At 57.6% G+C, this 16947-nt stretch carries 10 protein-coding genes and 4 pseudogenes; 10 read left to right on the forward strand and 4 right to left on the reverse strand.

Annotation, left to right across the window (positions count from 1 at the left end; genetic code table 11):
- Window positions 1-69 precede the first annotated feature (69 nt).
- Window positions 70-345 (reverse strand): annotated as a pseudogene (locus tag NKJ34_RS14205) (alcohol dehydrogenase catalytic domain-containing protein); the annotation flags it as partial.
- Window positions 346-716: 371 nt separating this feature from the next.
- Between NKJ34_RS14205 and NKJ34_RS14210 the strand changes: the two are divergent.
- The 5 genes and pseudogenes from NKJ34_RS14210 (at window position 717) to NKJ34_RS14230 (ending at window position 4400) form a co-directional block, all read left to right on the forward strand.
- The gene (locus tag NKJ34_RS14210; RefSeq protein WP_253738979.1) at window positions 717-1421 is read left to right on the forward strand and encodes an SDR family oxidoreductase; all 705 of its coding nucleotides are present in this window, start codon (window positions 717-719) and stop codon (window positions 1419-1421) included.
- A gap of 557 nt (window positions 1422-1978) precedes the next feature.
- Window positions 1979-2854 (forward strand): ParA family protein, encoded by an 876-nt coding sequence (locus tag NKJ34_RS14215; protein ID WP_253738980.1) that lies wholly within the window; start codon window positions 1979-1981, stop codon window positions 2852-2854.
- On the forward strand, window positions 2851-3276 hold the full coding sequence (locus tag NKJ34_RS14220) for a DUF7970 domain-containing protein (protein ID WP_253738981.1): 426 nt from the start codon (window positions 2851-2853) through the stop codon (window positions 3274-3276). Before NKJ34_RS14215 ends, NKJ34_RS14220 begins: the two co-directional genes overlap by 4 nt.
- Window positions 3277-3332: 56 nt before the next feature.
- A pseudogene (locus NKJ34_RS14225) lies at window positions 3333-3644 on the forward strand (sigma 54-interacting transcriptional regulator); the annotation flags it as partial.
- Between the two features lie 3 nt (window positions 3645-3647).
- Window positions 3648-4400 (forward strand): Cdc6/Cdc18 family protein, encoded by a 753-nt coding sequence (locus NKJ34_RS14230; protein ID WP_256488768.1) that lies wholly within the window; start codon window positions 3648-3650, stop codon window positions 4398-4400.
- A 204-nt stretch (window positions 4401-4604) separates the two neighbouring features.
- Here NKJ34_RS14230 and NKJ34_RS14235 read toward each other — a convergent pair whose 3' ends face one another.
- Window positions 4605-4760 carry a hypothetical protein gene (locus tag NKJ34_RS14235; RefSeq protein WP_253738982.1) on the reverse strand — a complete coding sequence of 52 codons (156 nt, stop codon included), beginning with the start codon at window positions 4758-4760 and terminating at the stop codon, window positions 4605-4607.
- 686 nt (window positions 4761-5446) lie between these two features.
- Between NKJ34_RS14235 and NKJ34_RS14240 the strand changes: the two genes are divergently transcribed.
- Together NKJ34_RS14240 and NKJ34_RS14245 are read left to right on the forward strand one after the other, a co-directional pair.
- Window positions 5447-10855 (forward strand): outer membrane protein assembly factor BamB family protein, encoded by a 5409-nt coding sequence (locus NKJ34_RS14240; RefSeq protein WP_253738983.1) that lies wholly within the window; start codon window positions 5447-5449, stop codon window positions 10853-10855.
- A 79-nt stretch (window positions 10856-10934) separates the two neighbouring features.
- Window positions 10935-11072 (forward strand): annotated as a pseudogene (locus tag NKJ34_RS14245) (PLP-dependent cysteine synthase family protein); the annotation flags it as partial.
- A 36-nt stretch (window positions 11073-11108) separates the two neighbouring features.
- On the opposite strand, the gene NKJ34_RS14250 reads toward NKJ34_RS14245, so the two are convergent.
- Both NKJ34_RS14250 and NKJ34_RS14255 read right to left on the reverse strand, forming a co-directional pair.
- Window positions 11109-11807, reverse strand: a complete 699-nt coding sequence (locus NKJ34_RS14250) for a DUF7345 domain-containing protein (protein WP_253738984.1) — start codon at window positions 11805-11807, stop codon at window positions 11109-11111.
- Entirely contained in the window at window positions 11807-13447 is a 1641-nt protein-coding gene (locus tag NKJ34_RS14255) for a DUF7096 domain-containing protein (RefSeq protein ID WP_425491840.1), read from the reverse strand. Before NKJ34_RS14255 ends, NKJ34_RS14250 begins: the two co-directional genes overlap by 1 nt.
- 217 nt (window positions 13448-13664) lie before the next feature.
- Here NKJ34_RS14255 and NKJ34_RS14260 point away from each other — a divergent pair, with 217 nt between their 5' ends.
- The 3 genes and pseudogenes from NKJ34_RS14260 (at window position 13665) to NKJ34_RS14270 (ending at window position 16912) form a co-directional block, all read left to right on the forward strand.
- Window positions 13665-14741 (forward strand): helix-turn-helix transcriptional regulator, encoded by a 1077-nt coding sequence (locus NKJ34_RS14260; RefSeq protein WP_253738986.1) that lies wholly within the window; start codon window positions 13665-13667, stop codon window positions 14739-14741.
- Window positions 14742-14820: 79 nt separating this feature from the next.
- On the forward strand, window positions 14821-15048 hold the full coding sequence (locus NKJ34_RS14265; RefSeq protein WP_253738987.1) for an SHOCT domain-containing protein: 228 nt from the start codon (window positions 14821-14823) through the stop codon (window positions 15046-15048).
- Between the two features lie 191 nt (window positions 15049-15239).
- Window positions 15240-16912 (forward strand): annotated as a pseudogene (locus tag NKJ34_RS14270) (transposase).
- Window positions 16913-16947 lie beyond the last annotated feature (35 nt).

Consider the following 16947-nt stretch of genomic DNA (forward strand, 5'->3'; position numbering starts at 1 on the left):
TAATGGTTTGTGTCACAGAATGTCGGATTCAACCCCGGGGTCAAGCCCCGGGGCATTCTCCTTGTATTCTGTAAAACAGTGACCCCCGTGCCAACCGACACCCACGCGGTCACCGACAGACCACTCTGTGACCTCCTCTCCGATCGCGTCGACGCTCCCGACGACTTCGTGGCCTGGAATACGCGGGTACTCGATCGGTCTGGTGCCTTCCTTCACGACTGCGTCGCTGTGGCAAATTCCACAGGCGTCGACTGCGATTCGAACCTCAGTATCTTCGGGCTCAGGAACATCGCGCTCGACGATCTCGAAGTCTGCGCCGGCTGCTGGAACCTCTACAGCGCGCATTGTTTCATCTGTGGACATGGCCGTATGGAAATTCGGTCCCGTCGGTGAAAAACGTCACCCGATTTGGTGGGCCTGTTGTCCGTATAGCGTATTTTTACCCTCTGGGAATGTGAGATCTGCAGCAAGGTCCACAGTTCGCATCGGAACTCGGTGTCCTGATCAGGTTCGACACAAAGCTCAGTGTTGGCTGTAGCGGCCGAGATAGTCGACAAGACTGTGGGTGTCCGTCTCTCTGGACTGGTGCCAACGTGTCCCCACAAGGACAGGGCCGAAAGTGGCCAACTGCTCACACGGAGAGAAACGGTCGGCGGATACTCTGAGGGTAGCGACCTGATCAAGGCGCTTTTTATTGTCGGAACCGTGACAGGGGTATGGGATCGAACACCCTCGAGACAATCCTCGTCGCTGGCGCAACCGGAGCAACCGGGCGCGAAATTCTGCGGCTCGCCCAAACACGCGTCGACACCGTTCGTGCACTCACGCGGTCGCCTGACGCCGCTCCCGGGCTCCAAACTGCTGGTGCTGACGAGGTGTTTGTTGACGATCTGTTGGCCCCAGAGGACCTGTCGGCAGCTGTTGCCGATGTCGATGCGGTACTGAGCGCCGTCGGGACTGCGCCGACTGCACTCCGGTCTGGCCCGCCGTTCGTCGACGGGGCTGGCAACCGCACCTTGGTCAGTGCGGCAGCGGACGCTGGCGTCGACTCGTTCGTCATGGAGTCGGCCATCGGCGTCGGATCTGAGCCAGCAAGCCCGCTTGCGACGGCGTTCAACGCGTTTATTGGCCCGATTCAGGAGGCGAAGGCCACAGCCGAATCTGCAATCCGGGACGCACGGATCCGTCACACGATCCTCCGGCCTGGCATCTTGACGAACGGCTCACGGACAGACCTAGTGACGGCTGCCGAGCCGGGCGCGAAGCTCTGGGGAACGATTTCGCGAGCGGACGTCGCGCGACTCATGCTTTCGGCACCGGTGACACCTGCCGCAGCAGACCGAACGTTCGAGGTCGTCTCAATGCCGCGATTCCCCAGTCGGGACGCGGATATCGATTGGACGATGCCGGACGGACAGTAGCACAACGAAGTTAGAGATCATATTGGCAATAGAATGTCCCTCCGGGCATTCAGGCTCCTTCGAGCCAACATGAAGTCGACTCCCTCTGTGATGTTTGGTGAAATTGTATCTGTTCCAACATATGCGGATTGTCGTTTTTGAGGTAGTCAATGCCGGAGTCACGTTATTTCCCTGTAGTCACATATCCTCTTGCCCGGGTGTCTGAGAAGTCAAATAAACCCCTAAACCGCAGTACGGCTACGTGTTCATGGCTTTTGTTCAGTGTATGTGTTCAATAAAATTCTTCAATAGAAATGTTCATTAGTTGTGTTCAGCGCTGGTGTTTGGCATAACTGTTCAGTCCCGAAATTCAGGATAAGCACCCAAAATTTGTGTTCAAATTCCACATCTACTAATTGTGTTCATGAACAATATTCATTAGGTGTGTTCATTAGGTGTATTTATAATGTGTGTTCACTGTGTGTGTTCACTGTGTGTGTTCAATGCATGAGTCTACGTACTCAAACAATGAATGTGTCTGACGAAGTTTCAAGATGGATGTACACCATGTAGAGAATATGTTAGCCTACTCAACGTACAGTGAGGCAGGTGGGGTCGGAAAGACGACGACTGCAGCTAATTTGGCAGTGGCCCATGCCCGGGCAGGCCTCAAGCCACTGGTTGTCCCGCTGGATCCCCAGGACGGCGATCTCTCGCGGCTGTTCGGTGTCGACGACCAACGCACTGAGCCAGTCGACAACATTGTTCGACATATGATCCGTCGACCGAAGGGCGACTTTGCTAATCTAATCCGATCTGTCGAAGGTGTCGATATCATTCCCGAACACAACATGCTCTCGGATATGGCAGAATACCTCCAGCGAGAGAAAGATCAGGCAGAAGCAATGGGCGAGGCCTTCGGGATGCATGCGCAGTTGCTGCGGGTGCTTCGAGAAGCTGGTGTGCCCGACAACTACGATGTCCTGATCTGTGACCCACCTGCCACAGAGGGGCCGCATCTATACAATGCGATCCATGCTACCCGATCGCTGGTTATCCCCGTTGAACCGAGTGCGAAAGGCCGGGCAGCAGTCGAAGGCCTCGAATCACTTGTTGCGGGACTCGAGGATCAACTCGACGTCGAGGTTGGAGTCATGGCAGCCGTCCCGATCGGGTTCAAAAATACGCGTGACCAACAGTCGATCCTCGAGGAAATCGAGTACACGATCCCGGAAATCATCGGCGAGCGGGCTTCACTGATGGAGGGCTGCTGGATGAAACAGTGTTCGGCATTCACCTATGTACGGGAACACCGTGACCGATCGCGGGACTACGAGATCGAGACGCTGGCACAGTTCGACCGGATCGCACGCTATCTCGAGGAAACCGCAGGGATCGAAGCTCCAAACCCACCTGAACCGGGTGACGTCGACCACGAGGTGCTGACCCCATGACGGGAATGAAAGAAGGCGCCGGCGAAGACCCCTTTGCAGAGGATACTGAACCACCGGCTTCCGATCCGGACCCATCTCCTGAGCCCGAAGTCTCCGAAGAGACGGATGAGACGCCTGTCGCTACTAACGTAGATACGACCCCAGAGTCGACCGAGAGCGGACAATCCACCCAAACACGGATGCAGATACCCTACAAATATCGCCGTGACAGCGTCCAAGACGGTCGCGATAGGGTTCCACTGTTTCTACAACCAGAAACGAAGACTGCTGAGCGAGAAGCACTGAGAGAACTCGAAGAGCGCTTCGGCGACAATGTCTCACTGACGGATCTTCGAGAAGCACTGGTAAAGGTCGGACTCGAACATCTCGATGAAACCGAGGAACGACTCGAAGAATGGGGTTACGGCATGACCTTCGACTGATATCGTAGTCGTACGGTGGCGGGACTTCTCGCTCTGATTGTTGTCTCGTTGGCCGGGACGACGAGATCGAGTCGCTGGTTTCGAACCCCCGCCCGATCGTCCGTGGCGAACCACCGACGCCAGTGTTGATCTCTGGGAAGACTGGGACGGGAAAGTCACTCGTCGCCCGCCACGTCGCCCAGACCGCAACTTCCGTCGCCGAACGCGAAGGGCTCTCTGTCACCGACATCTACGTCGACTGTTCGCAACACTCCACAGAGACCCGGGCAGCGTGTGCGACAGCGCGGGCGGCCAACCGCGCAGTCGGCGAACCGAAGAACGTCCCACTGACTGGACTGGGGGCCTCGCAGTACTACACGATGATCTAGGAGCTGTTCGAGGACCTCGATGCCGCGGTCATCACCCTTGATGAGGTCGACCGTATCCAACCCGACGCCGACGGCAACCGCGACAATATCCTGATGCAACTCTCGCGGGCGCGGGAGGCCCAGAAAACCGACACCAACATCGGTATCATCGCCATCTCGAACAAACTCGACTACCCAGAGAAAATGAACCAGCGGGTCCGATCGTCGTTCGGCGATGCCGAGTTACTGTTTCCGCCGTATGATGCGAACCAACTCCGCGAGATTATGCACGCTCGCGAGGACGCCTTCTATGAGGGCGCACTCGACAGTGCGGTCATCCCACGGGCGGCGGCGCTGGCCGCTCGTGAACACGGCGATGCCCGGAAAGCGATTCGGATTCTGAAAAACGCAGGCGTGATCGCTGAGGAAAAAGGCGACACGAAAGTTCGAGAGGCTCACTTAGAGCAGGCCAAACACCACGCCGAAGCCGACCGCGTAGCCGAACACGTCTCGACCCAGACGCCACACGCCCGGCATATTCTGCTGGCGCTGGCGTTGCTCACCAAGAACGCCGATCCAGACGACGGCGAAGATGGCTACCGAACGACACATGTCTACGACGCCTACAAAACGGTGTGCGAGCAGGAAAGCACCGATCCACTGAAAATCGACCGGGTTCGGCAACTACTCGACGAACAGGCGTTTCTGGACATCATTGAGTGTCGACGGACCGGTGGCGGTCACCAGAAAGCACCTTTACGGCCCACCGTCTATTGAAAGACCCCGACGTGGTCGTTGAAGGCGTCGGCCACGATCCCGAGTTAGTCGCTTCGAACATCGGACTCTAAATCGGTGCGTCGGCTGTATTGGCGGCCGGAATCGACGGGATTTCACTTTGAATGAGGGGTGTAAAGCGATCGCCGGCCGCTCATGCAAAGAGGCGTGTGGTCGACGGAGCGAGAACGGACGAGACGTACTCACTTACTGAAGCAACTCGGACACGCCGTCTGGCGTCGACACCGTCAGGTCACCCTCTAAGTCTTCGTCAAGCCGTTCGGCTGCATTCGTCACCATTTCTGGAACGACCAACACGCGCTGGTAGCGTTGTGTGCGGAATCCATCGAGTTGGTCGGCCACGCCTGTTGTCCGGTCGGCAAGTGCGTCGGCGATTTCGACCTCGACGACTAGACTCGCCGAGTCAAACGCACGGACGACGAGATCGGGACGGCCTTCGATGCTGTCGATAGCGAGCCCGTCGTCGACGTGTTCGCAACGCGCTGATCAACCGACGATCGCGTAAAATAGTGGGAACGAAGAGGCGTTCAAGAGACGGTCGACGAGCCAGATACCTTCCGTGTGAGGCCGCTTCGGGAGTTGAAGATCTAATCAGAGCTGTATTAACCAACACTCATTGATTAGGCCATCTTGTGTTGGTTAAGATTCTACGCTCTTATGTAGACCTGCGGAATGTCCCTATATCTGCGGTCTACGGGCCCAAATGAGCGGATATGTCCTCCTCAGATCCTTCGGCCGGTTGCTTCGCCAGCTCGTTGATCTTTTATACCGACTTAGTCGGGTTACTCTTCGAGGAGAACGTCATACGTAGGCGATTCATTTATTAGAGGTTAATTCATTTTACTTCGTATGCCTATTAAACATCAGATAATAGTTAATTTATACCGAATACTGTCAATAATTGTAGTGGTTCTTATTCGGTCGACACGATCAGCTTGTGGTCAGTGGTATGATACTTCGATCAGTGTGACACAGCCGAATTCCTGTCGGGATTGGTTGTTTCAGCCGACTGCCAGTGGGGTGTGACAATGAGCCACAGTCGGAGAGATCGGTTACTCGCGCTCACGATGGTGGTCTTCCTTGTGGGGTCGACAGTCGGTGGGTTCGTTGCCACAGCCGGGACGGTTGCGGCAGCAGGACCGGTGAGTTACGAGGAGCCATCGGTGACGCCGTCGACGCTGTATGCAGGCAGTGCAGCTAACGGGACGATTACGGTGAACAACACCGGCGGCTCGGCCGAGACGTATGCGGTTTCGTTGAGCGTTGACGGGACAGTCGTCGAATGGAGGAACGGAACCATCGCCGCGGGTGAGAGCCGAACAGTCACGATTCTGAAGACGCTCTGGAATACTGGTGACCGGACGGTCACGGTTGCAGGCGGCGGTCAGAGCGCAAGCGAGACCGTGACGGTCAAGACGGCGAGTGCCAAGTACCACGGCGGGGCAGACAATCGCGGCTACTATCCGAACCAGCAGGGACCGACCACACAGCCCGAAGAGGTGTGGAACATTTCCGATGGCACACCACTGGTGATGCAGCCGACTGTCGTCGGTGACACGCTGTACGTCGCTTTCCACAACGGCGGCAAACTCTACGCAGTCGACCCGAAGACTGGCGCGGAGAAGTGGAACGCTACACCCGGTGGCACAGACGGGTCGACATGGACAACACCCGCCTACGCCAATGGCGTGCTCTATCTTGGAACCAACGACTACAAACTCCACGCAATAAACGCGACTGACGGCAGTGAGATATGGAACTACTCGACACAGACCAACGTCCGGTCGGCACCAGCAGTCGTCGACGGCGTCGTCTACTTTGGCAGCAACGACGGCAACATGACTGCGGTGAACGCGGCCACCGGTGAGGAGCTGTGGTATCACAGACTCTACCAGCCCGTGCTCGTCGAGTCGAATCCAGCGGTCGTCGACGATGTCGTCTACTTCGGAGCCGCCGACGACAACGTCACCGCGCTCAACGCGACGACTGGAGACAAAATCTGGAACTACACGCTACCGGACGAGAGCCAGTCGGATCCGACGGTTGTCGGTGATACCGTCTTTATCGGGAGTGAGAGCACGTCGGGCGAAACGTCGGGAACCGGATATGTATACGCGCTGAACGCGACCGACGGTACCGAGCGGTGGAACTACACAGTGACCGGAGATGTCGACGCTAGTCAAGTATATGCAGACGGCACCCTGTATGCAGGAAGTCGTGGTGGTGACCTCGTTGCGCTGAACGCGACCGACGGGGAGGAAATCTGGAACACCACAGGGTCCGACTTCCGCGGTGCACCGGTTGTGGCCGGTGAGACACTGTATATTTCCGATTTCGGAAACGATACTGTTCACGCATTCAACGCCACAACCGGAACCGAACGGTGGCAGTACACCTCGCCGACAACGACCCTCTACCCGACGCCATTGGCATGGAATGGCACGCTCTACTACGGCTCAGTGAGTAAACTTCACGCGCTCGAACAGCCTGGACCGGCTCTTTCGAGTCTGAGTGCAACGAACCCGTCTGACCAAAACGTCGAGGTCTCGTTCGATTCGGATATCCAACTCGTGAACATCTCGGTATCGATCAGCGGAGCTGAATCAGGGACGCTCACTGAAGGCGATTTTACTGAAACCGGCTCCGCTGGAAGTTACACCTATACTGCTACGTACGCAGGCGGGACTGATGGAACGTACACTGCGACGATAAATACTGCCGAGGACAGCGGTTCCAGAGATGGCGCGAGCGGTCAGTCCGACAGTGTGACTGTCGACACAGTCGCACCGACAATCTCGAAATTCTCGGTGACAAACCAGTCGGTACAGAACGTCTCGGTTGCATTCAATGCGAGCGAAACACTCGACGAGATCACTGTCACAATCAGTGGTGCAGAGACAGCAACACTGGACAAAACCAACTTCACCGAAGTCGGCAGTGGTCCCTTCAATTATACTGCGATCTACAACGGGAGCAGTGACGGGAGCTACACGGCCACATTGAATGCGGCCAACGATTCGGCAGGCAACAACGGTGCGGGCGGTGAATCCGGAACGGTACGTTTTGACACGACCGCGCCGACAATCTCGGAGTTCACGGCAACAAACCCATCCAGTCAGAACGTCTCGGTGTCGTTTAACGCAAGCGAACAGTTGAGTGAGATATCCGTCTCCATCAGCGGTCAAGAGACCGGAACGCTCACCACGGGCGACTTCAGCGAACTGGACAACGGAGACGGAACATACGGGTACAACACACGGTACGTCGGCAGCAGTGACGGAAGCTATACAGCGACCCTCAACACAGCCAATGATTCGGTCGGGTACAACGGTTCGAACGGTCAATCCGACAGCGTGACTGTCGACACGGTCGCACCGATGATCTCGAAATTCTCGGTGACGAACCAATCGGTACAGAACGTCTCGGTTGCGTTCAATGCGAGCGAAACACTCGACGAGATCACAGTCACGATCAGTGGGGCGGAGACAGCAACACTGGACAAAACCAACTTCACCGAAGTCGGCAATGGTCCCTACAACTATACTGCGATCTACAACGGGAGCAGTGACGGGAGCTACACCGCCACACTGAATGCGGCCAACGATTCGGCAGACAACAACGGTGCGGGTGGTGAATCCCGAACGGTACGTTTCGACACGACCGCGCCGACGATCTCGGAGTTCGGAGTTATGAACCCATCGGGTCAAAACGTCACAGTGTCGTTCAATTCGACCGAAACACTGTCTTCGATAAACGTCACAATCAGTGGAGCAGAGACGGCAACACTTACTGAATCACAGTTTAAGCAACTGGATACCGGTGATGGTACCTATCAGTACGTCACACAATACTTTGGAAGCAGTGATGGTACCTACACAGCTACGCTCAACACGGCTAATGATTCTGCTGGCAACGACGGTGCGAGCGACGAGACCGACAGTGTGACCGTCGACACAGTCGTGCCGACAATCTCGGAGTTCTCGTCGACGAATGCCACCGGCCAGAACGTCACGGTGTCGTTCAACGCGAGCGAACAACTGAGCACGATCTCGGTTAGCCTCAATGGCCCGGCATCAGCACTGCTCGATGCGTCGAACTTCACTGAAACCGGCAGCGGTCCCTACAGCTACACCGCCACCTACAACGGGAGCAGCGACGGACGCTACACGGCGACCCTCTATACCGCCAGCGATGCGAGCGGTAACAACGGGGCGAACAGCGAATCCGACAGTGTCGCCATCGGGACCGCGGTCGTCTCCTCGTCACTTGAACACCTCTCGGGCACGAAACCCGACATGACAAACGTCACGCTTGATGCCCGGTTCTCGGGTGGTCTCCTGCAGATCCAAGCCAAGAACGCGAGCGCAAGCACAAGCGACACCAACACCGAACCAGATTACGAACTCGCCGGCCTCGGAGCCGACAGCAGTACGCTCATCCGGATGAACGTCACCGTTCAGAACTTCACGCCGCGCGTACTGATCGGCAGCGCCCACGACGCCAACTGGACACGGACGGACAACGGCGACAACACGTGGAACCTCTCTATCGAGGGGACGCCCACTGCTGTCGAATCCTACTTCAAGCCCGATGGCTCGTCGCCCATGTCGTGGCCCGGCACCCACCAAGCCAACGAGTCGCAGGACGCCGCGCTGACGTTCGCGGTCGACGACCTCAGCGTGATGTCACAGACCTACCGCGAACGACTCAACGGCTCGATTATGACGACCGACGCCCAAGAGTTCGGCACGCCGCAGTACAACACGACGGGAACGAACGATAAGGTCGAACTCACCGTCAAAGCGCCCCACTTCGCCAAGGACGGCACGAACAACACCGGCTTCTTCGAGGCCTTCTTACCCCAGACACTGCTCACCGACTGGGGCGTGAACGCGACCGAACTCGCCGGAGAACTCAACGGCCAGAGCCGGTCGACGACGATTACGCCCGTCTCCGGCGGCGTCCGTGTCGATTTTGGCATCCATTACTCCGAGGGGACGGCCGCGATTACGGTTGATACGACCGCCCCCACGGCCGACGCTGGCAGCGACCGGACCGTAGACGAGAGAACGACCGTCCAGTTCGACGGCTCGAATACGACCGACAACGTAGGTGTGTCGACATACAACTGGACGTTCGGCGACGGCTCAAAAACGACCGGTGAGAAACCGACTCACACCTACGGCTCACCCGGCACCTACACCGTCACGCTGAACGCATCGGACGGGGCCGGCAACTACGACACCGACACGCTCACCGTGACCGTCGAAGAAGTCTCGTCAGGATCTGGTTCGTCTTCGGGTTCGTCTTCGGGTTCGTCATCCGACGACGAGCCAGAGGCCGAAGAAACGACCGTCACTGTCGACCAGTCGAGCGAGGAAAACGAGGAGACCGGAACCGACGACGCCGAGTCGGACTCGACGACGGACTCGAGTTGGAGTGTCACCGTCTCAAACGCACGGGCCGACCAGCCGGTCGACATCTCCTTCGAGGAGCCAGAGACGGACGAAACGGATGGCGCTGACACCGATGACGCTGCAACCGACGATACTGAGTCAGCCGAGACGACAAAGCCCAACATCAGAGTACCGAGAATCCGGATGAACATCAACACAGACGGTGACTTCACACTCGATGTAACGACTCGGGAACGCGACCAGCCAACCAGCACGGACACCGGTGACAGTGAGACGCCCACCGGGACTGACGCCGATGGCAGCGAGACACTGGTTGACTCGCCCCAGAGCCAACCGGCCAGTTCGCTTGATGGGCTCTCGGAGACCGATCGTGAGTTCGCACGCGAAACCGGGTCACGGGCGATCGGAGAGGTGACCGTCGACCACAGCATCCCCGACGAGGATATCGAGGACGTGACGTTCACGTTCCGCGTCGGGAAGTCCTACCTCGACAGGAGCGGGATTAGCGCCGAGTCGGTCGGGCTCTACCGTGACGAGACGGTCCGGTGGAACGCCCTGCCCACCACCCTCGTCGACGAAACCGACTCCGAGTACGTCTTCGAGGCGACTTCACCCGGACTGTCGATCTTTACTGTCGGGTCGATCCAGCCGCTGTACGAGCTGACCGACAGCCGGGTCAGCAAGACGAGTCTCGCAACCGGCGAGCCGGTCGACGTCACGCTGACGGTGGCCAACCGCGGCGGTAAAGCCGGTAACTACACCGCAGCCCTCACCGCAGACGGGGAGGTCGTGACCTCCGAGACGGTCTTCATCGACGCACAGAGCGACACGACACTCACGCTCTCGCCCGCTTTCGATGCAGCAGGTGACTACAACCTCCGCGTCGGCCAGCAGTCGGTTGGGTCGGTTGCTGTCGGTGGCGAATCGAATGGAGCTAGTAGTGGTACTACCCTGATCGTGGTGTTGCTCGTGGCCGGCCTCGGTGGAATCGGGGTTGTACTCTGGTATCGACGCCAGTAGCACAGACGAAACCTTTTGAAACTGTATTTGAAGTTGAGAGTCCTTTGCTCAATGCATACGGAATTCGTCAGCCAGTCCAGCAGGGGGGTCGAATCTCGCCGCCAAACGCATCGCCGAACGACTCGTTGAGTCGGGCGTCGATGACCCACTCGTGATTACAGTCTTCTGGGACAGCGGCGAACGATACATGTCGACCGGTATGTTCGACGGCGAGTAGGACAGTTCGAAAAATAGGCGCGATTGACTGGCTGTACTACTGTTTTTGTCGAAGTCGGTGGTGGCCTGCGTATCCAAGCGCGCTCACGAGTCCAAGCGCAAGCAGCGTCGTCAGCGGTGTGGGAAGCGACTCTGAGCTGTCGGTCGCAAACGTGGTGCTGAATCCAGAGAGGTCAACACCACTGGTCCACTGAACCGTCTCCGCGTCCGTGTTGGCAGGCTCGTGGCTACTGGTTGCGAGCTGGTAGCCCTCAGGTGGTTTGATCACGAACAGCCGGTCGGGCTGGAACTCGCTGGCGAACGGTTCGGTGAGCGTCAGCTCGTCGCCCGAAACGCTTGCCAGGTTGCTCCACTCGGCGGAAACACGGATCACGCCAACCCCGTCCCTCGTCTCGACGGAGGCGCTGACACCACTGATCGTCATCTCGCGGCCGGTGTCAGTGGCGGTTCGGTCCGCGATCCGCGAGAGTCGCTGCTCGAAGTTGCCGGTGAGATTCGAGGGATCCTCCCGGAGCTGATCGAATGCCTGCTGGTCGGCGTCGTCAGCGAGGTCGTAGCTCACGACCAGACTCACTGTCGCGTCGCCATCCGACTGGAGGTCGACGACGAACGCTGGCTCGCTGAGTGTGTCGACCGAGGTCGTCGCACTGGCTGGACCAACTGCCGAGCCACCAGCCGCCGCGAGTACAGCTAGCGTCATCACGAGTGTAATCACACGTGGGCGGCGTCGAGACATTATTCGTCCTCCTCACTGTCGTCCTCACTATCAAACTCGAAGTCGCGGTCTCCATCATTGTCGCCGGATTCGACTGTTATTTCGACGCCATCGTCGTCGGGCAACGTGACTGTCAGCTGTCCGTTTGCGTCGGTCGTCCCGGCCGGTTCGTCGTTGACAGTCACCGACGCATCTGCAACCGGCTGGCCGCCCTGACTGACTTCGAGCGTTATGGTTGCGCCCGGTGCCGGATCACTGGAGACAACGTTGATCGAAAGGTCGCCGCTGTCGTCGGTGTCGGTTTCGTTCTCGTCTTCGGTTTCGGGCTCCGCTTCGTCCTGCTCGTCGTCTTGCTCGTCGTCTTCAGTTTCGGGCTCCGCTTCGTCCTGCTCGTCGTCTTGCTCGTCGTCTTCGGTTTCGCCGTCTTCCTCGTCGGCAAACTCAAGTTCAAGTTCTCCCTCGCGCTCGCCGTCTTCGATCTCTATGTCGACCTCCTCGTCGTCCGGAAGGGTGACCATCAGTCGGCCGTCGGCGTCGGTCGTCCCGATGATCTCACCGCCGACTTCGACGTTCACGCCCGACACCGGATCGCCTGCGGCAGTCACCCGGAGTGTGACCGTCGCACCCGGGGCTGGCTCGCCTTCGACGACCGAGATCAACAGTCGTGTGTCGTCTTCTTCGTCTTCGTCTTCAGCGTCCCGCGGTTCGATCTCCTCCTCGAATGCGAATATCTCGCCGGTCTGGCCGTCAACGTCTACTTCAGCTTCCCCAGTGTGGCTCGGTCCCTCGAAGGTGAACTCGAATTCGTAGAAGCCGTACTCCGTTTTGCGTTTGGCCTCTTCGAGTGTCCACTCGCCGTCGGTGTCGGTCGAGAGTGCCGACTCGGCGGTTGCCTGTGCATCATCCATGCTCACGACAAAGCTCCCGTCGCCTGGCTGTGGTCGCTCGAAGCTCCGTGACTGTTCGCCGTCCTCGCTTTCGATCTCGATCTCGACGCCATTGGCTCGCTCGATTTTGATCTCACCGCTGCTCATCCCCGTGTACTGGTCGAGCAGTGCACGCGAGCTGGAACTGGTCAGCGCCTGCAGCCGCTCTTGGCTGTCGGCAACGGCCGCAACGTCGTAGCCTGCGGCCTCCAGTTCCGAGGCCGAGACTGTCACTGCGCGCTGCTGGACCCTCGTGATGGCGTTGCTAACCGCCGTGGCTCGTCCGCTCAGCACGGCGATACGCTGGGCGTAGTCGGCGCTCGACAGCGTCCCGTTTTCGTAGTCGGCGGTCGCCGCTCGCCGCTCGGCGATCAGTCCCTCGGCGCGCTCTCTAAGCGTCGACGCACGCGAGGCGATCAGTTCGGCGCGTTCGGTCTCGGCGGCGGCCGCAAACGAGGCCTCGACCGACGACTCCTCGACGGCACTTTTCACCTCGTCATCGGTCACCGCCAGCACGGTCGTCAGCTGCTGGCCCGTACTCGCACGAATAGATGCTGACTGATTGGGTCCCGACTGATTCGTTCCCGACTGGTTGGTTTCGGTGCTGTCCATCTGGAGTGGGGCTGTCTGTGCGCCCCCGGTCGTAGCTGTGCTTGCCATCGCGGCGACGGGCACTGAACCAACCACAAGGCCCAACGCCACCAGCACAGCGATCAGTTGTGTCGCTCTCATCATTCTCTACCAGTCACCCTGCCATAATATATGCCAACGACCGTACTGCCGGTTTCTGGACGTTCCGGCCGATTTCACGACTGTTCAGGACGTTCCGACACTGTTTCGGACTGTTCTATTTGGGGCGTATATTCATCTGAAATGGGTGTATCTGTATATCTCTACTACTTATCCGGCCACAATACGACTGTTTAATACAAATCAGTTAATACCGCTGGCAATGCGATCACGTCTCGTCTCAATGTGTCTGTTTGCTCTCGTTTGTAGTAGCGTGATCGCGGGCGGTGTGGCGGCCACCGACCACACCGGTCCGTATCAGATCGCAACCGACCAGCCCGAGCCGGACAACACTGTTACGCGGATCGACCTTCGTCCGAACGGCGATGCGGTGTGGACGATCCAGTTCCGAACTCGGCTCTCGACGTCGGCTGCTACCGAGAAGTACGAAGCGTTTCAGGCTGCGTTCAGCAACGACACCAGTCAGTATCTCGGTCCATTCGAGGAGCGAATGACGGCGGTCGTCGCTGGGGCGAACCAACAGTACGACCGCGAGATGCGCGCCGTCGAATTTCAGGCTAAAACCAGCGTCCAAGAGGTCCCAAACCGATGGGGGATCGTTAGCTTCCAGTTTCGCTGGGAAGGGTTCGCCGCCCAGAACGACGAGCAGTGGGTCGTGGGCGACGTGTTTGCTGGTGGACTGTTCATCAGTGAGGGAGATGTCCTCGAAATCGCTGCTCCCGAAGGATACACCGTCAGCAGCTCCGCGCCAGCCCCTGACGAGACCACTGATGGCGTCGTCCAGTGGAGCGGGCGTGAAGATTTCGCCGACGGTCGGCCACGGGTCGTTGCAGCCCCTGTCAGCGCGCTGCCGGTCGATTCCACACTGATTCCGGCTATTGTCGGTCTCGTAGTGGTTGTCGCTGTTGGGGTGCTGGCCGTCAGACGACATCGGTCGACAAGCGAGCAGTCGACCGGTTCCGACCAACTACCGACCGACGAGGCTGCGGTCGACGACGACCACACCGGTCCCGCGACCGCAAGTGATGCCAGCCCTTCCGATGTAACAACTGACGCTGAGGCCCCTACTGGGCGGGAGTATGATCTCGTGACGAACGAGTCACAGGTCGTCGACGTGTTGGAACAGCACGACGGCCAGATGAAGCAGGCAGACATCGTCGATGCGCTCGACTGGTCGAAATCGAAGACCTCCCGCGTCCTCTCGGAGATGGCCGACGATGGGGCAATCGAAAAGATCCGGATCGGCCGCGAGAACGTGATCCGGCTCCCCAAAGAGTAGCCACACAATTTTTATTTGGTAGTTGCTCTGTCGGCTCACAGTACACGGCCGTTTACTACTATGACGGAATTGAGGCCTGATGGGAGGGTCGTCGGTTCTCATCATCCTACCGTTGTTTCTGGCACTGGGGATTGGATACGTCGGTTACAAACTCGTGACCGCAGAGACGGAACCGGACGAGGCATCAACCGAGGACACTAGCGATCCCATCGAATGGCTTCAAAAACGATACACCAGAGGTGAACTCACCGAAGCCGAATTCGAACAGCAACTCGAACGTCACCTCGACGACGACAGCCCAGCGTAGGTAACGAATAAGCCATGTGTTGATGCAACGAATCTTTCCGAAACGCGGTTCAAGAGGTAACTACAGTCATGACCAATCCGTTCTTTTTATAGGCGATTTTATCAGTGCCACATTTGCGGTCGTAGTCTTGCAATTTCTATTGAACATATGATCTCGGTTCTTTTTGAAAATAACAGGTCTACTACTTCACCATGTCTTCAACGCTCTCCTCAAGACGTGAGATTTTTCGAGAGATTGCGACGACTTCGTATTACAATTGGCCAGCCTACGATACAATACCACTGTACGATACCTCCTCGCTTGGAGCACTTGATGAGGATATCAGAACTGTTGCCTCTGTTTGGTTTAGTCATGACTCCCACAACTCGGTTGACGAGTTCATTTGCGATTTACCACTACAATACATGGATTTCACAGGTCATGATCGGTACAGCAGTTCAACAACGTACCGTATGCGAACGCTGGTACGCTTATCTCTCCTGAAGGAAGTCCACGGATGGGAGCACGAGACATCACTTGTCGAGTATCTTGAACGCTATCCGAACGTCCGGCAGCAGATTGACTTTGAGACCGTCCCTGATCAGTCGACACTGTGGCGAACGTGGCACCGCCGACTCCCGACAACCCTCCGAGAAACGATTCAGAAGGGTGCTCGGGCAATCCTGATCAAAGCTGAGGATGAAGGTGTCAGTATTCCCAGAAAGCCTTCACGCCAATTTCGTAGTGACGAGAGTGGTGATGGAAATTTTACGGATCAATTGGTACACTAGATCGGGCTGAAGAGATCACTACTCACGTGGGTCAGATTGCCTATCCTGCGTTCTCACTTGAACGTGGAGAGAGCTGTGAAATACACGAACATGCGTTCTGGGACCTACAGACGTATCTCGGTTTGCGCGAAAATTTAGCGGCGGATGAGGGGGCTCTCAGTTTCGTTCACGAATCACGGCGTGATCGAACACCGCTCGGGCATACCCACCGAGATCACCTCCGAAGCCTCTCAGTCGACCAAATTAGAGAGATGTACCGGCAGGCAGTCGACCGACTCTTAGATAGGGTAGCAGCGACGGAGGAGTTCTATTGTGCCGGAATCGTGGCAATCGAGATTACCGAGACCGATCCCTTTACAGGCGACCGAACTGGCCACGAAGACGAGATTATCGGGACAAAAGAGCCAACTGACGAGTACGCCTACCAGTGGGCGACAGTACAGCTGGTCGGAAACGCTGTCCCACTTGTCCTCGATGCACGACCAGTTCGACGAGGGGAGTCACGGAAGGAGATCGTCGACGATCTACTGGACTCGGCTGAGGACCTCGTGCACGTTGATAATGTCTTGATGGATCGTGAGTTCGACAGCCAGCACGTGCTGGAGATGATCAGTCAACGCGGACTCTCATATGTCGTCCCGAAACGGATGCAGACCAGCGAGAGAGCCCAAGCAAAGCGACTCATCCAACGAGGGGAAGATCGGTATGAGACCGACCGGAAACTCCACCTCGGAAACAACGAGTGGCACGAAACGACGCTGATCTACCGACGTAAAGAGAACTCCGAGCACGACGATCACCGGCAGTACTCGGTGTTCATAACGAATCGGGGGAGCGGGCACCTCACTGAGTACGGCTACCGGTGGGAGATCGAGAGCGGGTACAAATCGATCAAGCGGTTCATGGCTGCGATAACCTCAAAAAATTTTGGGCTACGGTTCTTCTACTTCGCGTTCGCGTGTCTCCTGTACTCGATCTGGCGAGCAGTCGATCTGCTGGTACAGGTCGAGTTGACCGGTGAGTATGACCATTCACCGCTGATTACAGCGGACAACACGCTGACCCTGCTGAAGAAGCAGACAGGAATCGGGTAGTGAGGTGTTTTGTTCGGGTTAGCAGACCGTCTGAG

Origin of the sequence: Halohasta salina (assembly GCF_024178165.1) — an archaeon.
Classification (GTDB): Archaea; Halobacteriota; Halobacteria; order Halobacteriales; family Haloferacaceae; genus Halohasta; species Halohasta salina.